The following is a 17220-nucleotide window of genomic DNA, read 5'->3' as shown; positions in this document are numbered from 1 at the left end:
AGGCTGAAGACCTGATTGAGACTTCTGGCCTCATCGCTGGCAAGCCAGCTCCCACAGGTTTCAGTGTGGATTACAGATTTTGTGCACAACACACATCCTGTGGGAGCTGGCTTGCCAGCGATAGGGCCCGCCCAGAAACCACGAAGACCAGAGGCTGCCCCCATGCACTTCGACCTCACCGACCTGCGCCTCTACCTGCACATCCTCGACAGCGGCAACATCACCGCCGGCGCCGCCCGCAGCCATCTGTCGCTGGCCGCCGCCAGTGCGCGCATCCGGGCCATGGAGGCTTCGCTCGGCACCGAGTTCCTGCAGCGCGGGCGCCGTGGCGTGAGCCCGACGCCGGCCGGCAAGGCGCTGGCGCAACATGCGCGCGTCCTCCTGCAACAGTCCGAACGCATGCAGCAGGATCTGGCCGATTACGCCCAAGGCGCCAAAGGCCAGGTACGGCTGCTGTGTAACACCACCGCGATCACTGAATACCTGCCAGAAATGCTGGCGGACTTTTTGTGCGAGCATCCCAACCTCGACATCGATCTGCAGGAATTGCCCAGCGCGCGCATCACTCATGCCTTGCGCCAAGGCGCGGCGGACCTGGGGATTGTGTCCGACGCCGTCGATACCACCGACCTGCAGACCCTGCCATTTCGTGCCGATCCGCTGGTGCTGATTCTCCCCCTCGACCACCCATTGTCTGACGCTGCCGAAGTCCGTTTCAGCGACGCCCTGCAGCATGACTTTGTCGGACTGCGCGCCGACAGCGCGCTGGCGGTTTATCTGGAAGAACAAGCGCTGCACAGCGGCTCGCGGATGCAGATCCGTATCCGCGCCGACGGATTCGACGGGGTAATACGCATGGTCGCCCGAGGTGTCGGGCTGGCAATTGTGCCGCTGGCCGCTGTCGAGCGAAGCGCATTGCGTTCATTCAAATGGGTGGCGCTCAATGAGGCGTGGGCACGCCGCACGCTCATGCTGTGCGCCCGAGATTTCGCTACGTTGCCGAATTACGCTCGCGCGTTGTTACACGCGCTCACTGATCCGCGCGTTTCTGAGCAGTTCGATGTCGAGCACAGACAACTGAACGGCGAGCAGGCGCTATAGGGTTCGCCTTCAAATCCTTCTGCCCGGAGTTCCCATGACCGCGACCGCCCCCATCACCGTTCTGCGCGACACCCACCCGCTGCCGGTACTCGATGCCTGCAAATGGGAAAAACTCGAGGGTGACCCGCACACCGTCAACCTCAACGCCTACACCAGCGAAGACGGCAGCAAGATCATGGGCACCTGGATCTGCACCCCGGGCAAGTGGCGGGTCGACTACGTGAAGTGGGAGTACTGCCACTTCCAGGAAGGCTATTGCATCATCACCCCGGACGGCATGGCGCCGATTCACCTGCGTGCCGGCGACATCTTCGTGGTTGAACCGGGGATGAAAGGCACCTGGGAAGTGGTCGAGACCGTACGCAAATATTTTGTCTTTGCCTGATGCAAAAAAGCCGGGAAACCACCCGACGTGATTTCCCGGCAACACCTACTGCATTCTGGCTGACGCCATGGTTGTGGCGTCTGTGAGATTTGTGGCGAGGGGATTTATCCCCGATAGGCGCAAAGCGCCCCCCGCATTGTGTCAGTTGAAACGCAGGCTCAGTGGTTGCGACTGCTACACAGTCGATCGGGGATAAATCCCCTCACCACAAAGTCTGCGTTGCCACAAAAGTGTTGATGTCCAGGTTACTGCGGCTTGCGATAGCTGTTGATGATCGCCGAGAAGTCCTTGCCGCCTTCCCCGCGCTGGCTCATCGCCTGATACAACTGCTGCGCCACCGCGCCGAGCACCACCGGTTGATGCGCTTGGCGCGCCGCTTCGGTGGCCAGCCCCAGATCCTTGAGCATCAGCTCGGCACCGAAGCCGCCGGTGTAACCACGCGAGGCCGGCGCCGTTTCGACGATGCCCGGCCACGGGTTGTACATTTCCGAACTCCAGCAACGCCCGGTGGAGCTGTTGATGATCCCGGCCAGCACCGAGGTGTCGATCCCCAGTGCATCGCCCAGTGCCATCGCTTCGCTGACACCGACCATCGAAATCGCCAGCAGCAAGTTGTTGCAGATCTTGGCGATTTGCCCGGTGCCGACTTCACCGCAATGCACGATGTTGCGGCCCATCTGCGCCAGCACCGGCTGCAGGGTGGCAAACAGTTCCGGAGTGGCGCCGACCATGAAGGTCAGCGTGCCTGCGGTCGCGCCGCCAGTGCCGCCGGAGACCGGTGCATCGGCCATGGCCACGCCCTGTTTGGCGGCAGCGGCGGCCACATCGCGGGCGGTCTGTGGATCGATGGTGCTGCAATCCACCGCTGGCACCCCTTTGCCGATACCGGCCAGCACTCCGTCCTCACCGAGCCAGACGCTACGCACATGCACCGCCGCCGGCAGCATGGTGATCACCAGCTCGGCGTCTTGCGCCGCTTCACGGGCCGAGGCGCGGATGGTGCCGCCCAGTTGCTCCAGTTCCGCCAGCACAGTCTTGTTCAGGTCCACCAGGTTCAGCGAATGGCCGGCCTTGATCAGGTTGCGCGCCATCGGCGCGCCCATGTTGCCCAGACCGATAAATGCGATTTTCATGGCCAGTCCTCAGCGCAGGTTGATGGTGGTGTTCACGCCGTCGTTGACGCTGTCGTCATCGAACCAGCGCGCCGTGACCGTTTTGGTCTGGGTGTAGAACTGCACCACTTGTTTGCCATACGGGCCGAGGTCGCCCAGTTTCGAACCACGGGAACCGGTGAAGCTGAAGAACGGCACCGGCACCGGAATCGGGATGTTGATGCCGACCTGGCCTACATCGATTTCCGTCTGGAATTTACGCGCCGCCGCACCGCTCTGGGTGAACAGGCCCGTGCCGTTGCCGAATGGGTTGGCGTTGACCAGCGCAATGGCCTGATCAAGGGTGTCGACTTCCAGCACCACCAGCACCGGGCCGAAGATTTCCTGGGTGTAGATCTGCATGTCGGTGGTCACGCCCGAGAACAGGGTCGGACCGACGAAGTTGCCTTGCTCGTAGCCCGGCACCTTGATGTCGCGACCATCAAGTTCCAGCTTGGCGCCTTCCTTGATGCCGCTTTCGATCAGATCGAGAATCCGCGCCTTGGCTTTCTTCGAGATCACCGGGCCGACATCGGTGCCCGGCTCGCTGCCGGCGTTGACCTTGAGTTTCTGCGCCAGTGCTTTCAGGTCCGGCAGCCATTGCTTCGCTGCACCAACCAGCACCACCACAGAGGTGGCCATGCAACGTTGCCCTGCCGCACCGAAACCGGCGCCGACCAGCGCATTCAGCGCCTGCTCGCGATTGGCGTCCGGCAGCACCACGGCGTGGTTCTTCGCGCCCATCATCGATTGCACGCGTTTGCCGTGCTTGCCGGCCAAGTCGTAGACGTGAGTACCGACTGCGGTCGAACCAACGAACGATACGGCTTTGATGTCCTTGTGGGTGCACAGGCCATCAACCACATCCTTGCCACCGTGCACCACGTTGAGCACGCCCGCCGGAACGCCGGCCTCGATCGCCAGTTCCACCAGGAGCATGGTCGACAGCGGGTCCTGCTCGGAAGGTTTCAAGACGAAGGTGTTGCCGCAGGCGATGGCCATCGGGAACATCCACAGCGGAATCATCGCCGGGAAGTTGAACGGGGTGATGCCGGCGCACACGCCGATCGGCTGGCGCAGGGTGTAGGTATCGACGCCGCCCGCCACGTTTTCGGCGAACTCGCCCATTTGCAGGGTGCCGATGGAACAGGCGTGCTCGACCACTTCCAGGCCACGGAATATGTCGCCCTCGGCGTCGGCAATGGTCTTGCCCTGCTCGGCGCTCAACACCACGGCAATGCGCTTGGAGTGCTCGCGGATCAGCGCCTGCAGTTTGAGCATGATGCGCATCCGCGCGCCGATCGGGGTCAGTTTCCAGGTCTGGAAGGCGCGGTGTGCGGCACGGATGGCGGCATCGACTTCAGCAGCGGTGGCGAACGGTACTTTGGCCAGCACTTGCTGGGTCGCCGGGTTGACGATGTCGTGCCACTCAGTGGTCTGCGATTCAACCCACTCGCCGTCGATCAGCAGCTTGACCTTCTGGACCGTGGTTTCGTTGGGCGTAAGCGATGCGTTCATGCTGGTCTCCGAAACTTGTTTTTATCGTAGGAGCCAAGGCGAAAGGGTTCGCCTTGAGATGAGGCGTGTGTCACGAATTGGTTGTCGGACTGTTTTTGGAGTATAGATGTGCAAACTTCTAATAAGAACGCACATATAAGCCCGTCCATCATGCAAAAAAACATCACCTCCCTGGGGTCGCTGAACTGGGACGACCTGAAGTTTTTCCTCGAAGTCGCCCGCACCCGCAAGGCCAGCACCGCAGCCAAACGCCTGGCCGTCGACTACACCACGGTGTCGCGGCGCATCAGTTCGCTGGAAGCGGCATTGGGTACGCTGCTGTTCGAAAAATCCCGCACCAGCGGGTTTGTGCTGACCACCGAAGGCCAGCGTCTGCTGGGTTATGCCGAGTCGATTGAAAGCACCTTGCACATGGCCTGCGAGCAGGTCTCCGGCTCCGGTGTGGCACTGTCGGGCCATGTGCGCATGGGCTGCACCGAAGGTTTCGGCAGCTTTTTCATCACCCCGCAACTGAGCCATTTCGTCGACGCCTACCCGGCAATTTCGGTAGACATCCTGCCGCTGCCGCACTTCATCAGCCTGTCCAAACGCGAAGCCGATATCGTCATCGCGCTGGAGCGCCCGGAGCACGGCCCGTACGTGTGCTGCAAACTCTGCGACTACCGCTTGCAGCTGTACGCGACCCAGGACTATCTCGACCAGCACCCACCGATTCGCCGCCCGGCCGATTTGGGCAAGCATCAATTCATCAGTTATGTGGATGACCTGGCGTTCAGCTCGGAGTTGCTGTACCTGGCGAACGTGCTGCCTGGCGCCAGCGCGAACCTGCGCAGCACCAGCGTGATCGCGCAGTTCGTCGCAGCGCAACAAGGGCGCTCACTGGCCATTCTGCCGTGCTTCCTCGCGGCGCAGGATCCGCGCCTGCTGCCGGTGCTGCCCGAAGAAATCGACATCACCCGGCAGTTCTGGATGTACTGCCGGGAGGATCTGAGGAAGCTCAAGCGGATCACACTGTTGTGGGATTACATCCGTGAGGTGACGGAGCGCAATCAGGGTCTGCTGATGGGGCAGACCCGCGAGATGCAGTTCGCCGATTAATCGGCGCTGACCACAATCGACACCCGACGATTCTCGGTACGTCCGGCGGCAGTACTGTTGGACGCCACCGGCTCGCTGCTGCCCAGTCCGCGCAACTGGATGTTCTCTTCCTTCATGCCGACGGTGGTCAGCACTTTAGCCACACTCTTGGCCCGGCGCAGCGACAGTTGCTGGTTATAGGTCTCTTTGCCCGAGGCGTCGGTATGACCGTCGACCCGTACGCGTTCAATACCGACCCCCAGCAGCGCCTTGCCGATGCGTTCGACGATTTCGGTGCTTTGGGCGTTCAGGCTTTCGATATCGCTGCCAAACAGCACTTTGCCTGACAGGCCAAACTCCCAGCCTTCGTCGGTTGCCTCGAAGCCTTGTTGTTTGAGGACGGCGATCTGCGCCGGGGTCAGGCCTTTTTGTGGTGCGGTCTGGCAGCCGGTCAGCGCGAGTACGGCGATCATCAGCAAGGCGGAAAACAATCGAGCGGGAAGTATGAACACGGGAATCAGCTCCTGGTTTGCAGATTGACAACCGGGCTCTCCGACCCGGCAGTGAATTGAGCACCACGCGACAGGCGTTTGGCCTGGTACATCGCCGCGTCGGCGGCGTTGAGCAAGGCACCTGGCGTGGCACCATGATCAGGGAAAACCGCAATGCCGATACTGAGCGACGTCACCACACTGGTATCGCCCGGCAGCGCGATGGGCAGGTCCATGCTGTCGAGAATCTTGTCGGCAATACGCTCGGCATCTTCGACCTTGTGCAGCGGCGCGAGCAGCACGGCAAACTCATCGCCGCCGAGCCGCGCCACCAGATCCTCTTCACGTAGCTGCGCGCGGATCCGATTGGCGACTGCCACCAGCACGGCATCGCCGGCGGCGTGGCCGAAGTTGTCGTTGATGCCTTTGAAACGGTCACTGTCGAGGAACAACACCGCTACCCGCTCGTTGAGTTTGCCGGCATTACGCAGGGCACGAATCAATCGGCCCTCGAAAAACGCCCGGTTCGGCAAGCCGGTGAGGCTGTCGTGGCTGGCCTGGTGGGCGAGGGTCTCGTTCTCGCTCTGCAGGTGGGTTTGCCAGGATTCGAGTTCGTCGAGCAACGCATTGAAGTCGTTGCCCAGATTATCCAGTTCGGCAATCTGCGCCGGCGGTACTCGCCGATCCAGCGCGCGCTCGCTGCGTGCGGCGTGGGCCACCGCGGCGAGGCTACGCAGTGGTCCGGTAATACCGCGTAATTGTCGACGCGCGAGATAAAGCGCGACCCAGGCACTGATGGCGGTACACAGGATGATCCCTGCCAGACCGCTCAGCAAAAAGCGCATGAGACTGCCGCCATGACCGACCAGCAGAATGTGACCGATTTCGCGCTCCTGATGCACAATCGGCAGCCTGACCGGCTTTTCCAGAACGGTACGCGTGATCTGCATTTCCAGTTCGGTAAACAGGCCGTTCTCGGGCCGCTGCCAACGCGCCAGCACCTGACCTTGCGCATCGAACACCTGCGCGTCCGCCACCTCTTCGGTGGACGCAATCAAGGCCAGCGCTTCAGTCGCGGCCGCCTTGTCGTTGAACACTACCGCCGCTTCCACGGTGTAGCTGATCGAGCGCGCAATGAGCTGCAAGTTGTGATCGGCGTACACCCGCAGCGCGAGAACGCCCAACAGGGTCAGCGATACGCTGGCCATCGTCACGGCTACCAGCGCCACAATCAAATGGCCACGGCCAATGACCGATCCCAGCGTCGGGCGGCTTCCAGAACGGAACAGTTTCATGGCGCCGCCGGTTTGCGACGCGACAATTGCAGTACGCTCGGGTGGATGCGTACACCGCTGCGCGCAACAGAGTCGAGGTTGACCTCGAAGGACACCTGTTCATCGCCGACGCGCAGGCAGAACAGGCTGCCGACCGTGCACTGATCGCCTCCTTCGCTGATGCTCAACACCGGGTGACCGATCAATGAAGCAAAGAGCCGACTGCGCTCATCCGCCGTGAGTTTGCCGATGTACACCGCATCGCATTCGCTGACGATCGCCGGGTTGTCGGCCAGCAGTCGGCGTACGACGACCGGCCGACCCGTAGCCTGCGTGGTGCCTTTGACCAGATCGTCGGTGTATTCGGTAGGGCCGACGATGCACAGGCGCAATTGCGCAGGTTCAACCGGCCAGCGTGCATAGCTGAGAATGCCGAGCACGACCTGCGTCACCGCTTGGGCGCGTTGCTCGGCCATGCCCGCTGGCGTTTGTGGCTGCGCGATGGCAGCGCCCGCCAGCAAACAGAGCAGACCGACAAGCAATGCGTGCTTGCAGCGAACCACGCGCTCTGTCGCCCAGACAGCCACCTTCATGCAGGGATTCTCTTGGATCGTACCGAAATGATGCCGCAACGATAGCACAGCGAAGTAACACCAGCGAGACAGCGTCGTCTGACCAGTCGGTCAGTAATCGGTACCAGACTTCAGGTTATTTCATTCCCGAGCCACTGCGCCTTCCTCCAGTTCCAGCATCAATCCGCTCAGGCGCTTGACCTTGCGCTCCACGGCCTCTTCGAACACTCCAGGCCGGGGTTCGATCAAGGTGAACCAATGCTTGGCCCGTGTAATCCCGGTGTAGATCAATTCTTTGGTCAGCACCGGATTCAAGGCGTCAGGCAGGATCAACGCGGTGTGGGCGAACTCCGAGCCTTGAGATTTGTGCACGGTCATGGCGTACACCGTTTCAACGTCGTTGAGCCGACTCGGCAGCACGAACCGTACCCCGCCCTGCCCGTCGTTTCGCGGGAAGGCCACGCGCAGTACCGGTCTGCCAGCTTCGGGGCCCTCGCGCTCGGGCAACTTGAGGGCGATGCCGATATCGCCGTTCATCAGTCCCAGACCGTAATCATTGCGGGTCATCAGCACCGGCCGACCTTCGTACCATTGTTGGTCATGCTCGATCAGGCGTGCCTTGAGCAGGGTTTCGGTGATCCGCAGATTCAACCCTTCAACGCCCCAAGGTCCCTTGCGCACGGCACATAACAACTGGAAGGTGTCAAACGCCTGCAGCACCGCCCGCGCCCAGTTGGTCCAGTCTGGATGTTCCAGCGGTCTGCCTGCTGGCGGGCGTTGTTCGCGCAGGGTGTTCAGATAGTGGCGATAACCCTGTGGACCGTCGCCATGACCGTCGAGCAACAGGCGCTCCAGCTTGTGATCGTGTTCTCCCTTGAGCGGCAGTGAAAACACATCGTCGTAGTGACCGGCCGCCAGCAACTGGCGCGCCTCATCCGGCAACTGCTGATTGACCCGCCGCGCCAGTTGACCAATGCCGCTACCTTCACCGAAACGCCGGGAATGACGCAGCATCACCAGTTGTTGGGCCAGCGGATGAGAGCCATCGAGGTCTACGTGCAGGTCACTGCCGTGCAATGACTCTCCGCTGACCGACTCCAGCCACTGTCGGGTGTGCGGGTTATACCAGCCTGCCTCGGCATCACGGCAAAGATCGCCAAGTACCGCTCCGGCCTCCACCGAAGCGAGTTGATCCTTGTCGCCGAGCAACACCAGACGCGCATGCGTCGGCAATGCATCGAGCAGGTTCGCCATCATTTCCAGGTCGATCATGGAAGCTTCATCGACCACCAGCACATCCAGCGGCAAGCGGTTGCCAGCATGGTGACGGAAGTGTCGGGTGCCGGGACGGCTGCCCAGCAAACGATGGACTGTCGTGACGTCGCAAGGGATCTTCTCGCGCACGTCTTCGGTGACCGTCAGCGATTGCACTTGCTGGCTGATGGATTCGGTCAACCGCGCAGCGGCCTTGCCGGTGGGCGCCGCCAGACGAATACGCAACGGTTGACCGGCCTCGACCGCCGGCGCCTGGAGCAGCGCGAGCAAACGCACCACGGTCGTGGTTTTACCGGTCCCCGGGCCGCCGGTGATGATGCTGAACGCACCGCGAGTGGCAAGGGCACAGGCGAGTTTCTGCCAGTCGATCACGGCCCCCGGTGTTGCAGCGCCGAACAACTCATCGAGGCGCTGAGGCAAGTCATCCGGCGGCGTTTCAGGCTGAGCCAGACGTGTCCGTAACGCTGCATCGATACGCCGCTCGTAAGCCCAGTAGCGCCGCAGATACAGGCGCTTACCGGACAGCACCAACGGCCGCTGCTGCGCCGGGTCGCGGGTGTCCGCTGTCAGTGCAACCAGCGCACTGCTCGCCAGCGCCCTGCACCAATGGGCGCCATCCAGCGTTTCAAGCAACTGCGACGGCAGCAGCCATACATCACTCTGTACATCGCCTTCGGGAGGCAGGGAGAGGGCGAAATCCGGGGCCTTGAGGGTTTCGAACACATCAAGGCAAACATGCCCGTGACCCAGTTGATGGCTGGTCAGTGCGGCTGCGAGCAACACCAGAGGATCGGACTCAGGCGCAAGTTCGTGCAGGAAACCGACAAAGGCCTTGTCCAGCGAGCGAAGCCAGCCTCGTTCGACCCAGCGCTCAAGCAAGATCAGCAGATCCGAAGCTCTGGTCAGTGGCGTCAGGCTCGACGGGTTGTCGATAGCCGATGACAGATCGGCGAAGGTACGCTTCATAACAGGACTCCCTGTTCCCATGCGGGTTCGGCCTTGGCTTCCGGCTTCCCCTGGAACAGGCGATCCAGGCGTTCGATCAAGTCCCGTGGCGGCCGCGCAAAGTACACGCCACTACTGTCTGCCCGGGTTCCCCGCAGGAATACATACAACGCACCACCGACATGCCGGTCGTAATCGTAGTCGGGCAGACGCGCCTTCAATTGCCGATGCAAGGCCAGCAGATACAGCACGTACTGCAGGTCGTAACGGTTGTCCAGGATCGAACGCTCCATGGCTTGCTCGGTATAGGCCGTATCGTCGACACCCAACCAGTTGGATTTGTAGTCGGCGACGTAGTAACGGCCCGCGTGCTCGAAGGTCAGGTCGATAAAGCCCTTGAACATGCCGTTGAGCTGTACTGGCTCGGCGGCTACTCGCGCCACACCGTTGTGGGTGTACTGGCGTACCCAATCATCGAGTTTGAGGACATCAACCTTGTGACTGGCAAACCAGAACTCCATTTCAACCCGGTACTGCTTCAGTTGCTCGAGCACGACCGGAGGCTGTCCGCCACCTGCTGGCAGCGGGGACTTGAGCAAGTGCTGCAGCCAGTCACTCAAGGTGACAATCCAACCCTGCCAGCCGCGCAGATTGCAGCGCCGGCCAATTGCGTCCTTGATTGACTCACCGGAAACGGCAAAACCTTCATCGCCAGCCCACTCCAGCAAACCATGGAGGAAGGTTCCCGGGTTCGGGCCGCGAGGAAAACGATGAATATCGGCGCCACCAACCACGAGCTCTCGCGGCGCATCAGGGTCAAGGCGCTCATCGTCAAACAGCTTTTGCGCTTGCGGACTGTCCGGCGCCTCATCGCTGCCGACACTCAACACGTCACTGATGCGCAACGCACTATAGGAGGCAATCCACCAGTTTTCGCTGGCCTTGCGCTTTGGCATCAATGTGGCGCTGAGGATCGCTTCATTGCGCTCGGGCTGGTAGATCTCCTGCGTCGCTTGAGGCAACTCACTCAGACTGATAGCCGCGCAGTTCTGTTGCAGATCCTGCAGCCAACGACTCAGACCGGTTGACTCATCCAGCCTTGCGCCGCCACCCAGCAGATAGCCAAGCGCCGAAAGATGAAGCACTGAACTGCTGTTATTACCGCGCTTGAGGTCCGTGACACCCAGCCAGCATGCATGTTGCGCGCGAGTCAGCGCGACGTAGAGCAGACGCAGGTCCTCGGCCAGACGCTCGTCATCCGCCAGGGCGACCAATTCGGCGGTAGGCTTCAGTGTCACCTGGGCTTTGCCGGAGGCATCGTGGTAATGCAGCGGCAGGCGACTGCCATCCACCGGTTTTGCCGAACAGATGAAAGGCAGGAACACCAACGGATACTCAAGTCCCTTCGACTTGTGGATGGTCACCACCTTGACCAGTTGCTCGTCGCTCTCCAGACGTAATATCTGTTCTTCACCGGCCTGACCGGACAGTGCCAGCAACTCGGCCAGATGACGAATCAGCGCTTGCTCGCCATCGAGTTCCGCCGCGGCCTGCTGCATCAGTTCCGACAGATGCAGAAGGTTGGTCAGCACTCGCTCGCCGTCACTGCGAGCGATCAGGGTCTGCGGTAAATGGAAGTCGTGCAGCAAGCGTCGCAACATCGGCAGCACACCTTGCTTGCGCCACAGTTCGCGATAACCCCGAAACTGCATGACTCGGGCTTCCCAGATCAACTCATCTTGATTCAAGCGCTCAAGTTCAGCCAGCGGCAGATTGAGGGTGATGCAGGCCAGCGCGGCCTTCAGTGAGCGCTCGACATCCGGCTCGGCGCAGGCCTTGAGCCAGGACAGCAGGTCGTGCGCTTCCTGGGCGGCGAACACCGAGTCCTTGTCCGACAGATAAACGCTGCGCACGCCACGGGCCGCGAGTTCTGTGCGTACGGCTTGGGCCTCTTTGCCGTCACGTACCAGAATCGCGATATCGGAGGGCCGCAAACCGCGGAAGGCTTCTGCGTCCCGGACAAATCCCGCCGCACCGGCTTGCCCGCCGTTGAGCAATGCGGTGATTTCGCTGGCACAGGCCGCCGCCAACTGCTGGCGATAGACCGCCCCTGACAGCGGCTGGTCCGTCGACAGGTGCCAGACATTCAGTGCCGCGACATCCTCGCCGGCGACCTGCAGCCGCTCTTTGCGTCCTTGCGAATCAACGGGCTGGAACGGCACCGGGTTTTCCCCGGTTTTTTCCCGGAATAAAAACGCGCCGCGTCCCTGCTCACGGGACTCGGCGCGTTCGAATACATGATTGACCGCATTGACCATGCCATGGCTGGAACGGAAGTTGGTGCCCAGTGTATGCAGGCGGCCAGTGGTGGCCTGACGCGCACGCAGGTAGGTATAGATATCGGCGCCACGGAACGCGTAGATCGCCTGCTTGGGGTCGCCGATCAGGAACAGGCCGGTGTCCGGACTGTTATCTTCGATGCGATAGATGCTTTCGAAGATCCGGTATTGCACCGGATCGGTGTCCTGAAACTCATCGATCAATGCCACCGGAAACTGCTCGCGGATCACCGCCGCCAGGCGCTCGCCGCTGTCGGATTGCAACGCCGCATCGAGCCGCAACAGCATGTCATCAAAACCCATTTCCGCGCGACGACGCTTCTCTTCTTCAAAACGCGCGCCCACCCATCTCGCCGCGTGCTGCAAGACAGCGGCATCCGGGGTGGGCAGCGCGTCGAGGCTCGACTTGAGCCCCGGCATCGCGTCGAGCCCCGGATGACTCGGCGCCTGCCCCTTCCAGGCTTCAGCCATCCCGTCAGGGGTCAGTCGGGTAAAACCAGTGCCGATGTCCAGTTGCTCCATGGACTCGTCTTGCGCCCAGGCCTTGAGTTTCTCGAACCAGGGCTCGAAGTAACGCGCCTGCATCTTGCGTCCGTCAACGGCTTTGCTCGCGACGCCCTCGTGACAGATCACCAGCAGCTCATCCGCCCACTGACGCCATGGCATTTTCAGCTCGAGCAACGCGGCACGTCGCTCCCGCAGACACTCGTCGATCAGCTCTGCGGGAGCCTTTCCGTCGCCACTTTCATGCTCACTGCCAAACAGACCGCGCACCCTTGGCAACAATGCGGCCGGCCCGCCCCAGTGGGTACGAACCCAGTTCAGCGCATCGCCCTGCATCGGATAACAAAACAGTCGCCAGTAATCGCGCAGCACTTCGCCGAGCAGGTCGCTGTGATCGGTCTCCAGGGATTGCGTAAACAGGCTGCCGCTGTCGAATGCATGTTCGCGCAACATGCGCTGGCACCAACTGTGGATGGTGGAGACGGCCGCTTCGTCCATCCATTGCGCGGCGATGTCCAGACGATTGGCGCATCCGGGCCACTGCGCCGGGTCAAATTGCTCACGCAATTCGGCAATCAGGGCATCCGGCGCAGGGGTTTCTTCACGGAAAAACCGCGCGGCCTCGGCCAGCCGCGTACGGATTCGTTCACGCAGTTCCTTGGTAGCTGCATCAGTGAACGTCACCACAAGAATCTGCGGGGGCAGCAGCTCACGGCCGAAGCCGCTCGCTTCGCCGCCGTGTCCAAGGATCAGCCGCAGATAAAGCGCCGAGATAGTAAAGGTCTTGCCGGTGCCGGCACTGGCCTCGATAAGTTGACTGCCGTGCAGCGGGAAGGCCAGTGCCAAAGGTGTCTTCGTACTCATGAGCGCGCCCCTTCGCTGCTCAGTGAACGCCAAGGCGCTTCATACAGAGGGCGATACAACGCGTCGCACCAACCGGAGAATGTTTCGTCCGCCAGCAATGCATCAAAGTCTGCAAATTGGCGGAACAACGCGGGGTTCTCTCGGCGCTCGCCTTCACTGGTCTGGCCGTCACCTTCGTAGGCCTTGCGGGCAGCTGCCTCGGCTTTGAGCGGATCAGTCTGCGCAAGCCAGGCGAAGGCTGTCTTGACCGCGATCGGCAGCGGCTGGCGCATGCCGGCCTGCCAGGCGAGCAGAAGATCGCCAAGGAAACGAGTGGCACGATCCTTCTCCATCGGCTCGAGCAACAGCGTATCGTCACTCGCCACCAACGCCGTGCTCAGCATGAGTCCGCTGGCGCAGGCCACCAGGTGGTTGACCCAGGGCTTGATCAAGCGATGCCATTTCCGACTTTTGATCGAACCGATGCTGTTGGGAATGGCAGTGACGGACAGCGCGCCACCGTCAGCACGCTGATGCAAACCCGCGAGCCAGCCTTCAATACGCACACCCTGCAACTCGAGATTGACCGGGAGTGCGCTGATCAACGGTGTCGGCCATAACGTCAGAAGTTGTTGGTAACGCTGCAGCAGGTCCGGTAACGGCTCGATCAACTCTCGTTGCAGGCATTCGCCGAAACCGGCCATGGGCAGCAACCCGCTGTTTTGCAAACGGCGCGCCTGATCTTCGAGCGCATGATCGACATTATCGGGCTGCCGGAGCGCGGCTTCGAGCAGGCTCTCGCTGAGTGTGTAACGTTGCAATGCGTCCAGCACGAACGGTTCTTCGTCAGCCAGGGGCGCCTCGGCGGCCTCAAAGTACACTTTGAGTCGCTGCGTGAAAAAGTGCCGGACCGGATTGCGCAGGAAATCCTGCAGAAGGGCCAGACTCAGCGGCTCCTCCTGAACATAAGGCGCGAGTAGCTCCGCTTCGTGTTGTGGCTCATGCACCTGGTGCAAAACCTGCCATTCACGGGCATAACTGAATAGTTGGTCGCCTTCATGGAAATAGCGCGAGCTGAACGGTTGCAGGGGATGCTCCTCGGTCATGGCGTGCAACAATTCCTGGTACTCATCGAGCGACCGCCAGCCACTGGCAAGGTGATCGCGCAACTGGCCGATCAGCACGGAAGCAGGCCGTTCACTATTGTCTCGAATACTGCGTCCGACCCAACTGATGTACAGCTGATTTCGCGCAGACAGCAGCGCCTCGAGCAACAGATAGCGATCATCCTCACGTCGGGAACGGTCCCCAGGCCGGTAATCGCTGCCCATGAGGTCAAAATCAAGTGGAGGTTGCGCCCGGGGATAATCGCCATCGTTCATCCCCAGCAAACAGACGAGCTTGAACGGGATCGCCCGCATGGGCATCAGTGTGCAAAAATTTACAGCGCCGGCCAGAAAGCGCTGGGACAGGCGCCCCTGATCCAGACCCGCGAGCCAGGCCTCCCGAACTACTGTCAGCGGCAACTCATCTACCAACCCCACCGATTCGCAGGTCTGCAGCCAAGTCTCGCGCAGCTCCTCAAGTTGCGTGAGCAGATAATCGTCGTGCTCGTTACTGGCCTTGAAGAATAGTTGCATCAGAATCTGCAGCCGCAGGCCCCACGCCTTGGGCTGAGCAGCCTCATTGAGCTCGTGATGGGCCAGCTCCAATGCATCAAGCAGGGCAACCAGCGGCCCGATCAACGCAGCATCCAGACCGCCGATTTCATCGTAAGGCTCGATACCTGCGCAGGCGTTGGAGCTGCCTACGGCGTATCCAAGCAACATCCGTCGCAGGCCGAAATGCCAGCTGTTTTGCTCAAGCTCATCTGGCAAGCCCAGTCCGGCACGTTGTTCAGCGTTCATTCCCCAGCGCACCCCTGCGCCTTCGATCCAGCGATGCAGCGTAGGTAAGTCGCGTTCCTGAACGCCAAAGCGGGCGCGCAATGCAGGAACGTCGAGCAGGTCGAGGATCTCGCTTACCGGGAAACGACTGTCCGGCAGTTTGAGCAGGTGCTCGACGGCAATCAGCAACGGATCGCGACCGCGCTGGCCCTGGTCGGCCAAGGTAAATGGAATAAAGCGAGGATCATGCCGATCCAGTTGCCCGAACACCGCCCGAATATGGGGCGCATAGCTATCGATATCCGGCACCATCACGATTACATCGCGCGGGCGTAGATGGGGATTGGCACTGAAGCGGGCGAGTAACTGGTCGTGAAGGATTTCCACCTCACGCTGAGCACTGTGGGCTATATGAAAGCGGATCGACTCATCCTGCGTCAGGTCGACGGCAGGCCAGTGCTCACGCGTTTCATTGAGCGGCCGCAATTCGAGGATGTCGTCCTGAAGTTGATTGAGCAGAGTCTGTGGCTGCGTCTCGCTGAACAGGTCGATGCGCCCGTCACGGAATGCCGCACGATAGCTATTGGGGTCATCGTAGCTGTCCAGCAAGTTGATGTAGTCGCGCCCCTGTTTGCCCCAGGCTGCGAGCAACGGATGCGCGTGTTGGTGCAGCGCTTCCGGATCGAGCACGACCGGCATGCCGGTCTTGCGGCTTTGCCGCTTGTATTGATGGCGCAGCAGATCCTTGTCGGCAACGATATCGGCCCAGTGGTGTCGGCAAGGGTTGTGCACACACAGCAGCACCTGACTGAAACGCGCAAGTCCGGCCAACGCTTCGAGCACCTGGGCCGGCAACGAAGATATGCCAAACACGATCACCCGCGAGGGTAGTCCTGCAGGTGCGTTTTCAAGGGCATTTATGCGCTCGATAAAGCGCTGATGAACACCTGCCCGGCTCTGCGCCATGCCCTGCTCACCGACATCTTCCAGCAGAGCACGCCACAACTCAGCCTGCCAGCAACTGACCGGGGGCAGTGGCTTCACTTCACCTCGAACATTGCGCAACTGGTGCCGGCCTTCGGCCCAGTCCTCGAGCCAATCAGCCCGATACACTTGGTACTGGTCAAACAGATCTGCCAGGCGCTCTGACAGCTGGTAGCGCTTGCGTAAATCCGTGTCGTGCGTGAGGAACCGTTGCAGCGGCTCAAAATGGGGGCGATCAATAACCTGCGGCAGCAAGCGCATCAGTCGCCAGGTCAATGGGGCTTTGTCGAGCAGGGACTTGGCGGGAATTTCGTCTCGGCCTAACACCATACGGTAAAGCTGCCACATGAAACTGCCAGGCAATTGCACATCTATGGCCGCAGCTATTCCGCATCCCCCGAGGTCGTCGTCCTCAGGGTCTTCCGCCAAAGCCAGTTTGAGCCATTGGGCGATACCGTTGCTCTGCACCAGAGCGATTTCGTTCTCCAAGGGTGCCAATGGATAGCGCCGCATGACACTAACCACCAGGCTGCGCAGTTCGTCCAGGCTATTGCTCTGGACCACCATGAATGCAGCATTGAGGGACTGGGCGTCCGGCATAAAAGCTTCCTTGGAAAAGTACAAAGCCAGGGCAGAACCTTAGCATTGTCGGCAGGCTGTGACAGCCGGAAGGGCATACCGCGCGCTGTAGGAACTTTCCTGCGGGCAAAACAAAACCCCAATTGCTTTCGCAATTGGGGTTTCGGAATTTAATCTTGACGATGACCTACTCTCACATGGGGAAACCCCACACTACCATCGGCGATGCATCGTTTCACTTCTGAGTTCGGGATGGGATCAGGTGGTTCCAACGCTCTATGGTCGTCAAGAAATTC

11 protein-coding genes and 1 rRNA gene are annotated in these 17220 nt (G+C 61.0%); 3 read left to right on the top strand and 9 right to left on the bottom strand.

What is annotated here, in order from left to right; genetic code table 11:
* The first annotated feature begins 162 nt into the window (after positions 1–162).
* Together HXW87_RS07525 and HXW87_RS07520 are read left to right on the top strand one after the other, a co-directional pair.
* Entirely contained in the window at positions 163–1101 is a 939-nt protein-coding gene (locus HXW87_RS07525) for a LysR family transcriptional regulator (protein WP_239778683.1), read from the top strand.
* Positions 1102–1135: 34 nt separating this feature from the next.
* Positions 1136–1486: a cupin domain-containing protein gene (locus HXW87_RS07520; protein WP_003221437.1), complete on the top strand. Its 351-nt coding sequence runs from the start codon at positions 1136–1138 to the stop codon at positions 1484–1486.
* A 245-nt stretch (positions 1487–1731) separates the two neighbouring features.
* Here the strand turns inward: HXW87_RS07520 and mmsB are convergent, their stop codons facing one another.
* Together mmsB and HXW87_RS07510 are read right to left on the bottom strand one after the other, a co-directional pair.
* Positions 1732–2619, bottom strand: a complete 888-nt coding sequence (gene mmsB, locus HXW87_RS07515; RefSeq protein WP_041066652.1) for a 3-hydroxyisobutyrate dehydrogenase — start codon at positions 2617–2619, stop codon at positions 1732–1734.
* Between the two features lie 9 nt (positions 2620–2628).
* Complete coding sequence (locus tag HXW87_RS07510; protein ID WP_239778682.1) at positions 2629–4155, bottom strand: CoA-acylating methylmalonate-semialdehyde dehydrogenase; 1527 nt, start codon at positions 4153–4155, stop codon at positions 2629–2631.
* 150 nt (positions 4156–4305) lie between these two features.
* Here HXW87_RS07510 and HXW87_RS07505 point away from each other — a divergent pair, with 150 nt between their 5' ends.
* Positions 4306–5253 (top strand): LysR family transcriptional regulator, encoded by a 948-nt coding sequence (locus HXW87_RS07505; RefSeq protein ID WP_041066648.1) that lies wholly within the window; start codon positions 4306–4308, stop codon positions 5251–5253.
* Here the strand turns inward: HXW87_RS07505 and HXW87_RS07500 are convergent.
* From HXW87_RS07500 to rrf, 7 genes are all read right to left on the bottom strand, one after another.
* Positions 5250–5705, bottom strand: coding sequence for an OmpA family protein (locus HXW87_RS07500; RefSeq protein ID WP_182403736.1), 456 nt, complete (start codon positions 5703–5705; stop codon positions 5250–5252). The genes HXW87_RS07505 and HXW87_RS07500 overlap by 4 nt on opposite strands.
* Positions 5706–5749: 44 nt before the next feature.
* The gene (locus tag HXW87_RS07495; protein WP_239778681.1) at positions 5750–7018 is read right to left on the bottom strand and encodes a diguanylate cyclase; all 1269 of its coding nucleotides are present in this window, start codon (positions 7016–7018) and stop codon (positions 5750–5752) included.
* Positions 7015–7590, bottom strand: a complete 576-nt coding sequence (locus HXW87_RS07490) for a YfiR family protein (protein ID WP_047291107.1) — start codon at positions 7588–7590, stop codon at positions 7015–7017. Before HXW87_RS07490 ends, HXW87_RS07495 begins: the two co-directional genes overlap by 4 nt.
* A 120-nt stretch (positions 7591–7710) precedes the next feature.
* Positions 7711–9810 carry an exodeoxyribonuclease V subunit alpha gene (recD, locus tag HXW87_RS07485; RefSeq protein WP_239778680.1) on the bottom strand — a complete coding sequence of 700 codons (2100 nt, stop codon included), beginning with the start codon at positions 9808–9810 and terminating at the stop codon, positions 7711–7713.
* A complete protein-coding gene (gene recB / locus HXW87_RS07480; protein ID WP_239778679.1) occupies positions 9807–13496 on the bottom strand; it encodes an exodeoxyribonuclease V subunit beta in 3690 nt (1229 codons plus the stop codon). Before recB ends, recD begins: the two co-directional genes overlap by 4 nt.
* Entirely contained in the window at positions 13493–16945 is a 3453-nt protein-coding gene (recC, locus tag HXW87_RS07475; RefSeq protein ID WP_239778678.1) for an exodeoxyribonuclease V subunit gamma, read from the bottom strand. Before recC ends, recB begins: the two co-directional genes overlap by 4 nt.
* A gap of 153 nt (positions 16946–17098) precedes the next feature.
* Positions 17099–17214, bottom strand: a 5S ribosomal RNA gene (gene rrf, locus HXW87_RS07470).
* Between the last annotated feature and the right edge of the window lie 6 nt (positions 17215–17220).

This window comes from Pseudomonas sp. Y5-11, from assembly GCF_022368695.1.
GTDB classification, from domain to species: Bacteria; Pseudomonadota; Gammaproteobacteria; order Pseudomonadales; family Pseudomonadaceae; genus Aquipseudomonas; species Aquipseudomonas parakoreensis.
Note: the sequence above shows the minus strand (reverse complement) of the source record. Positions and strands in the feature narration are given on the sequence as shown.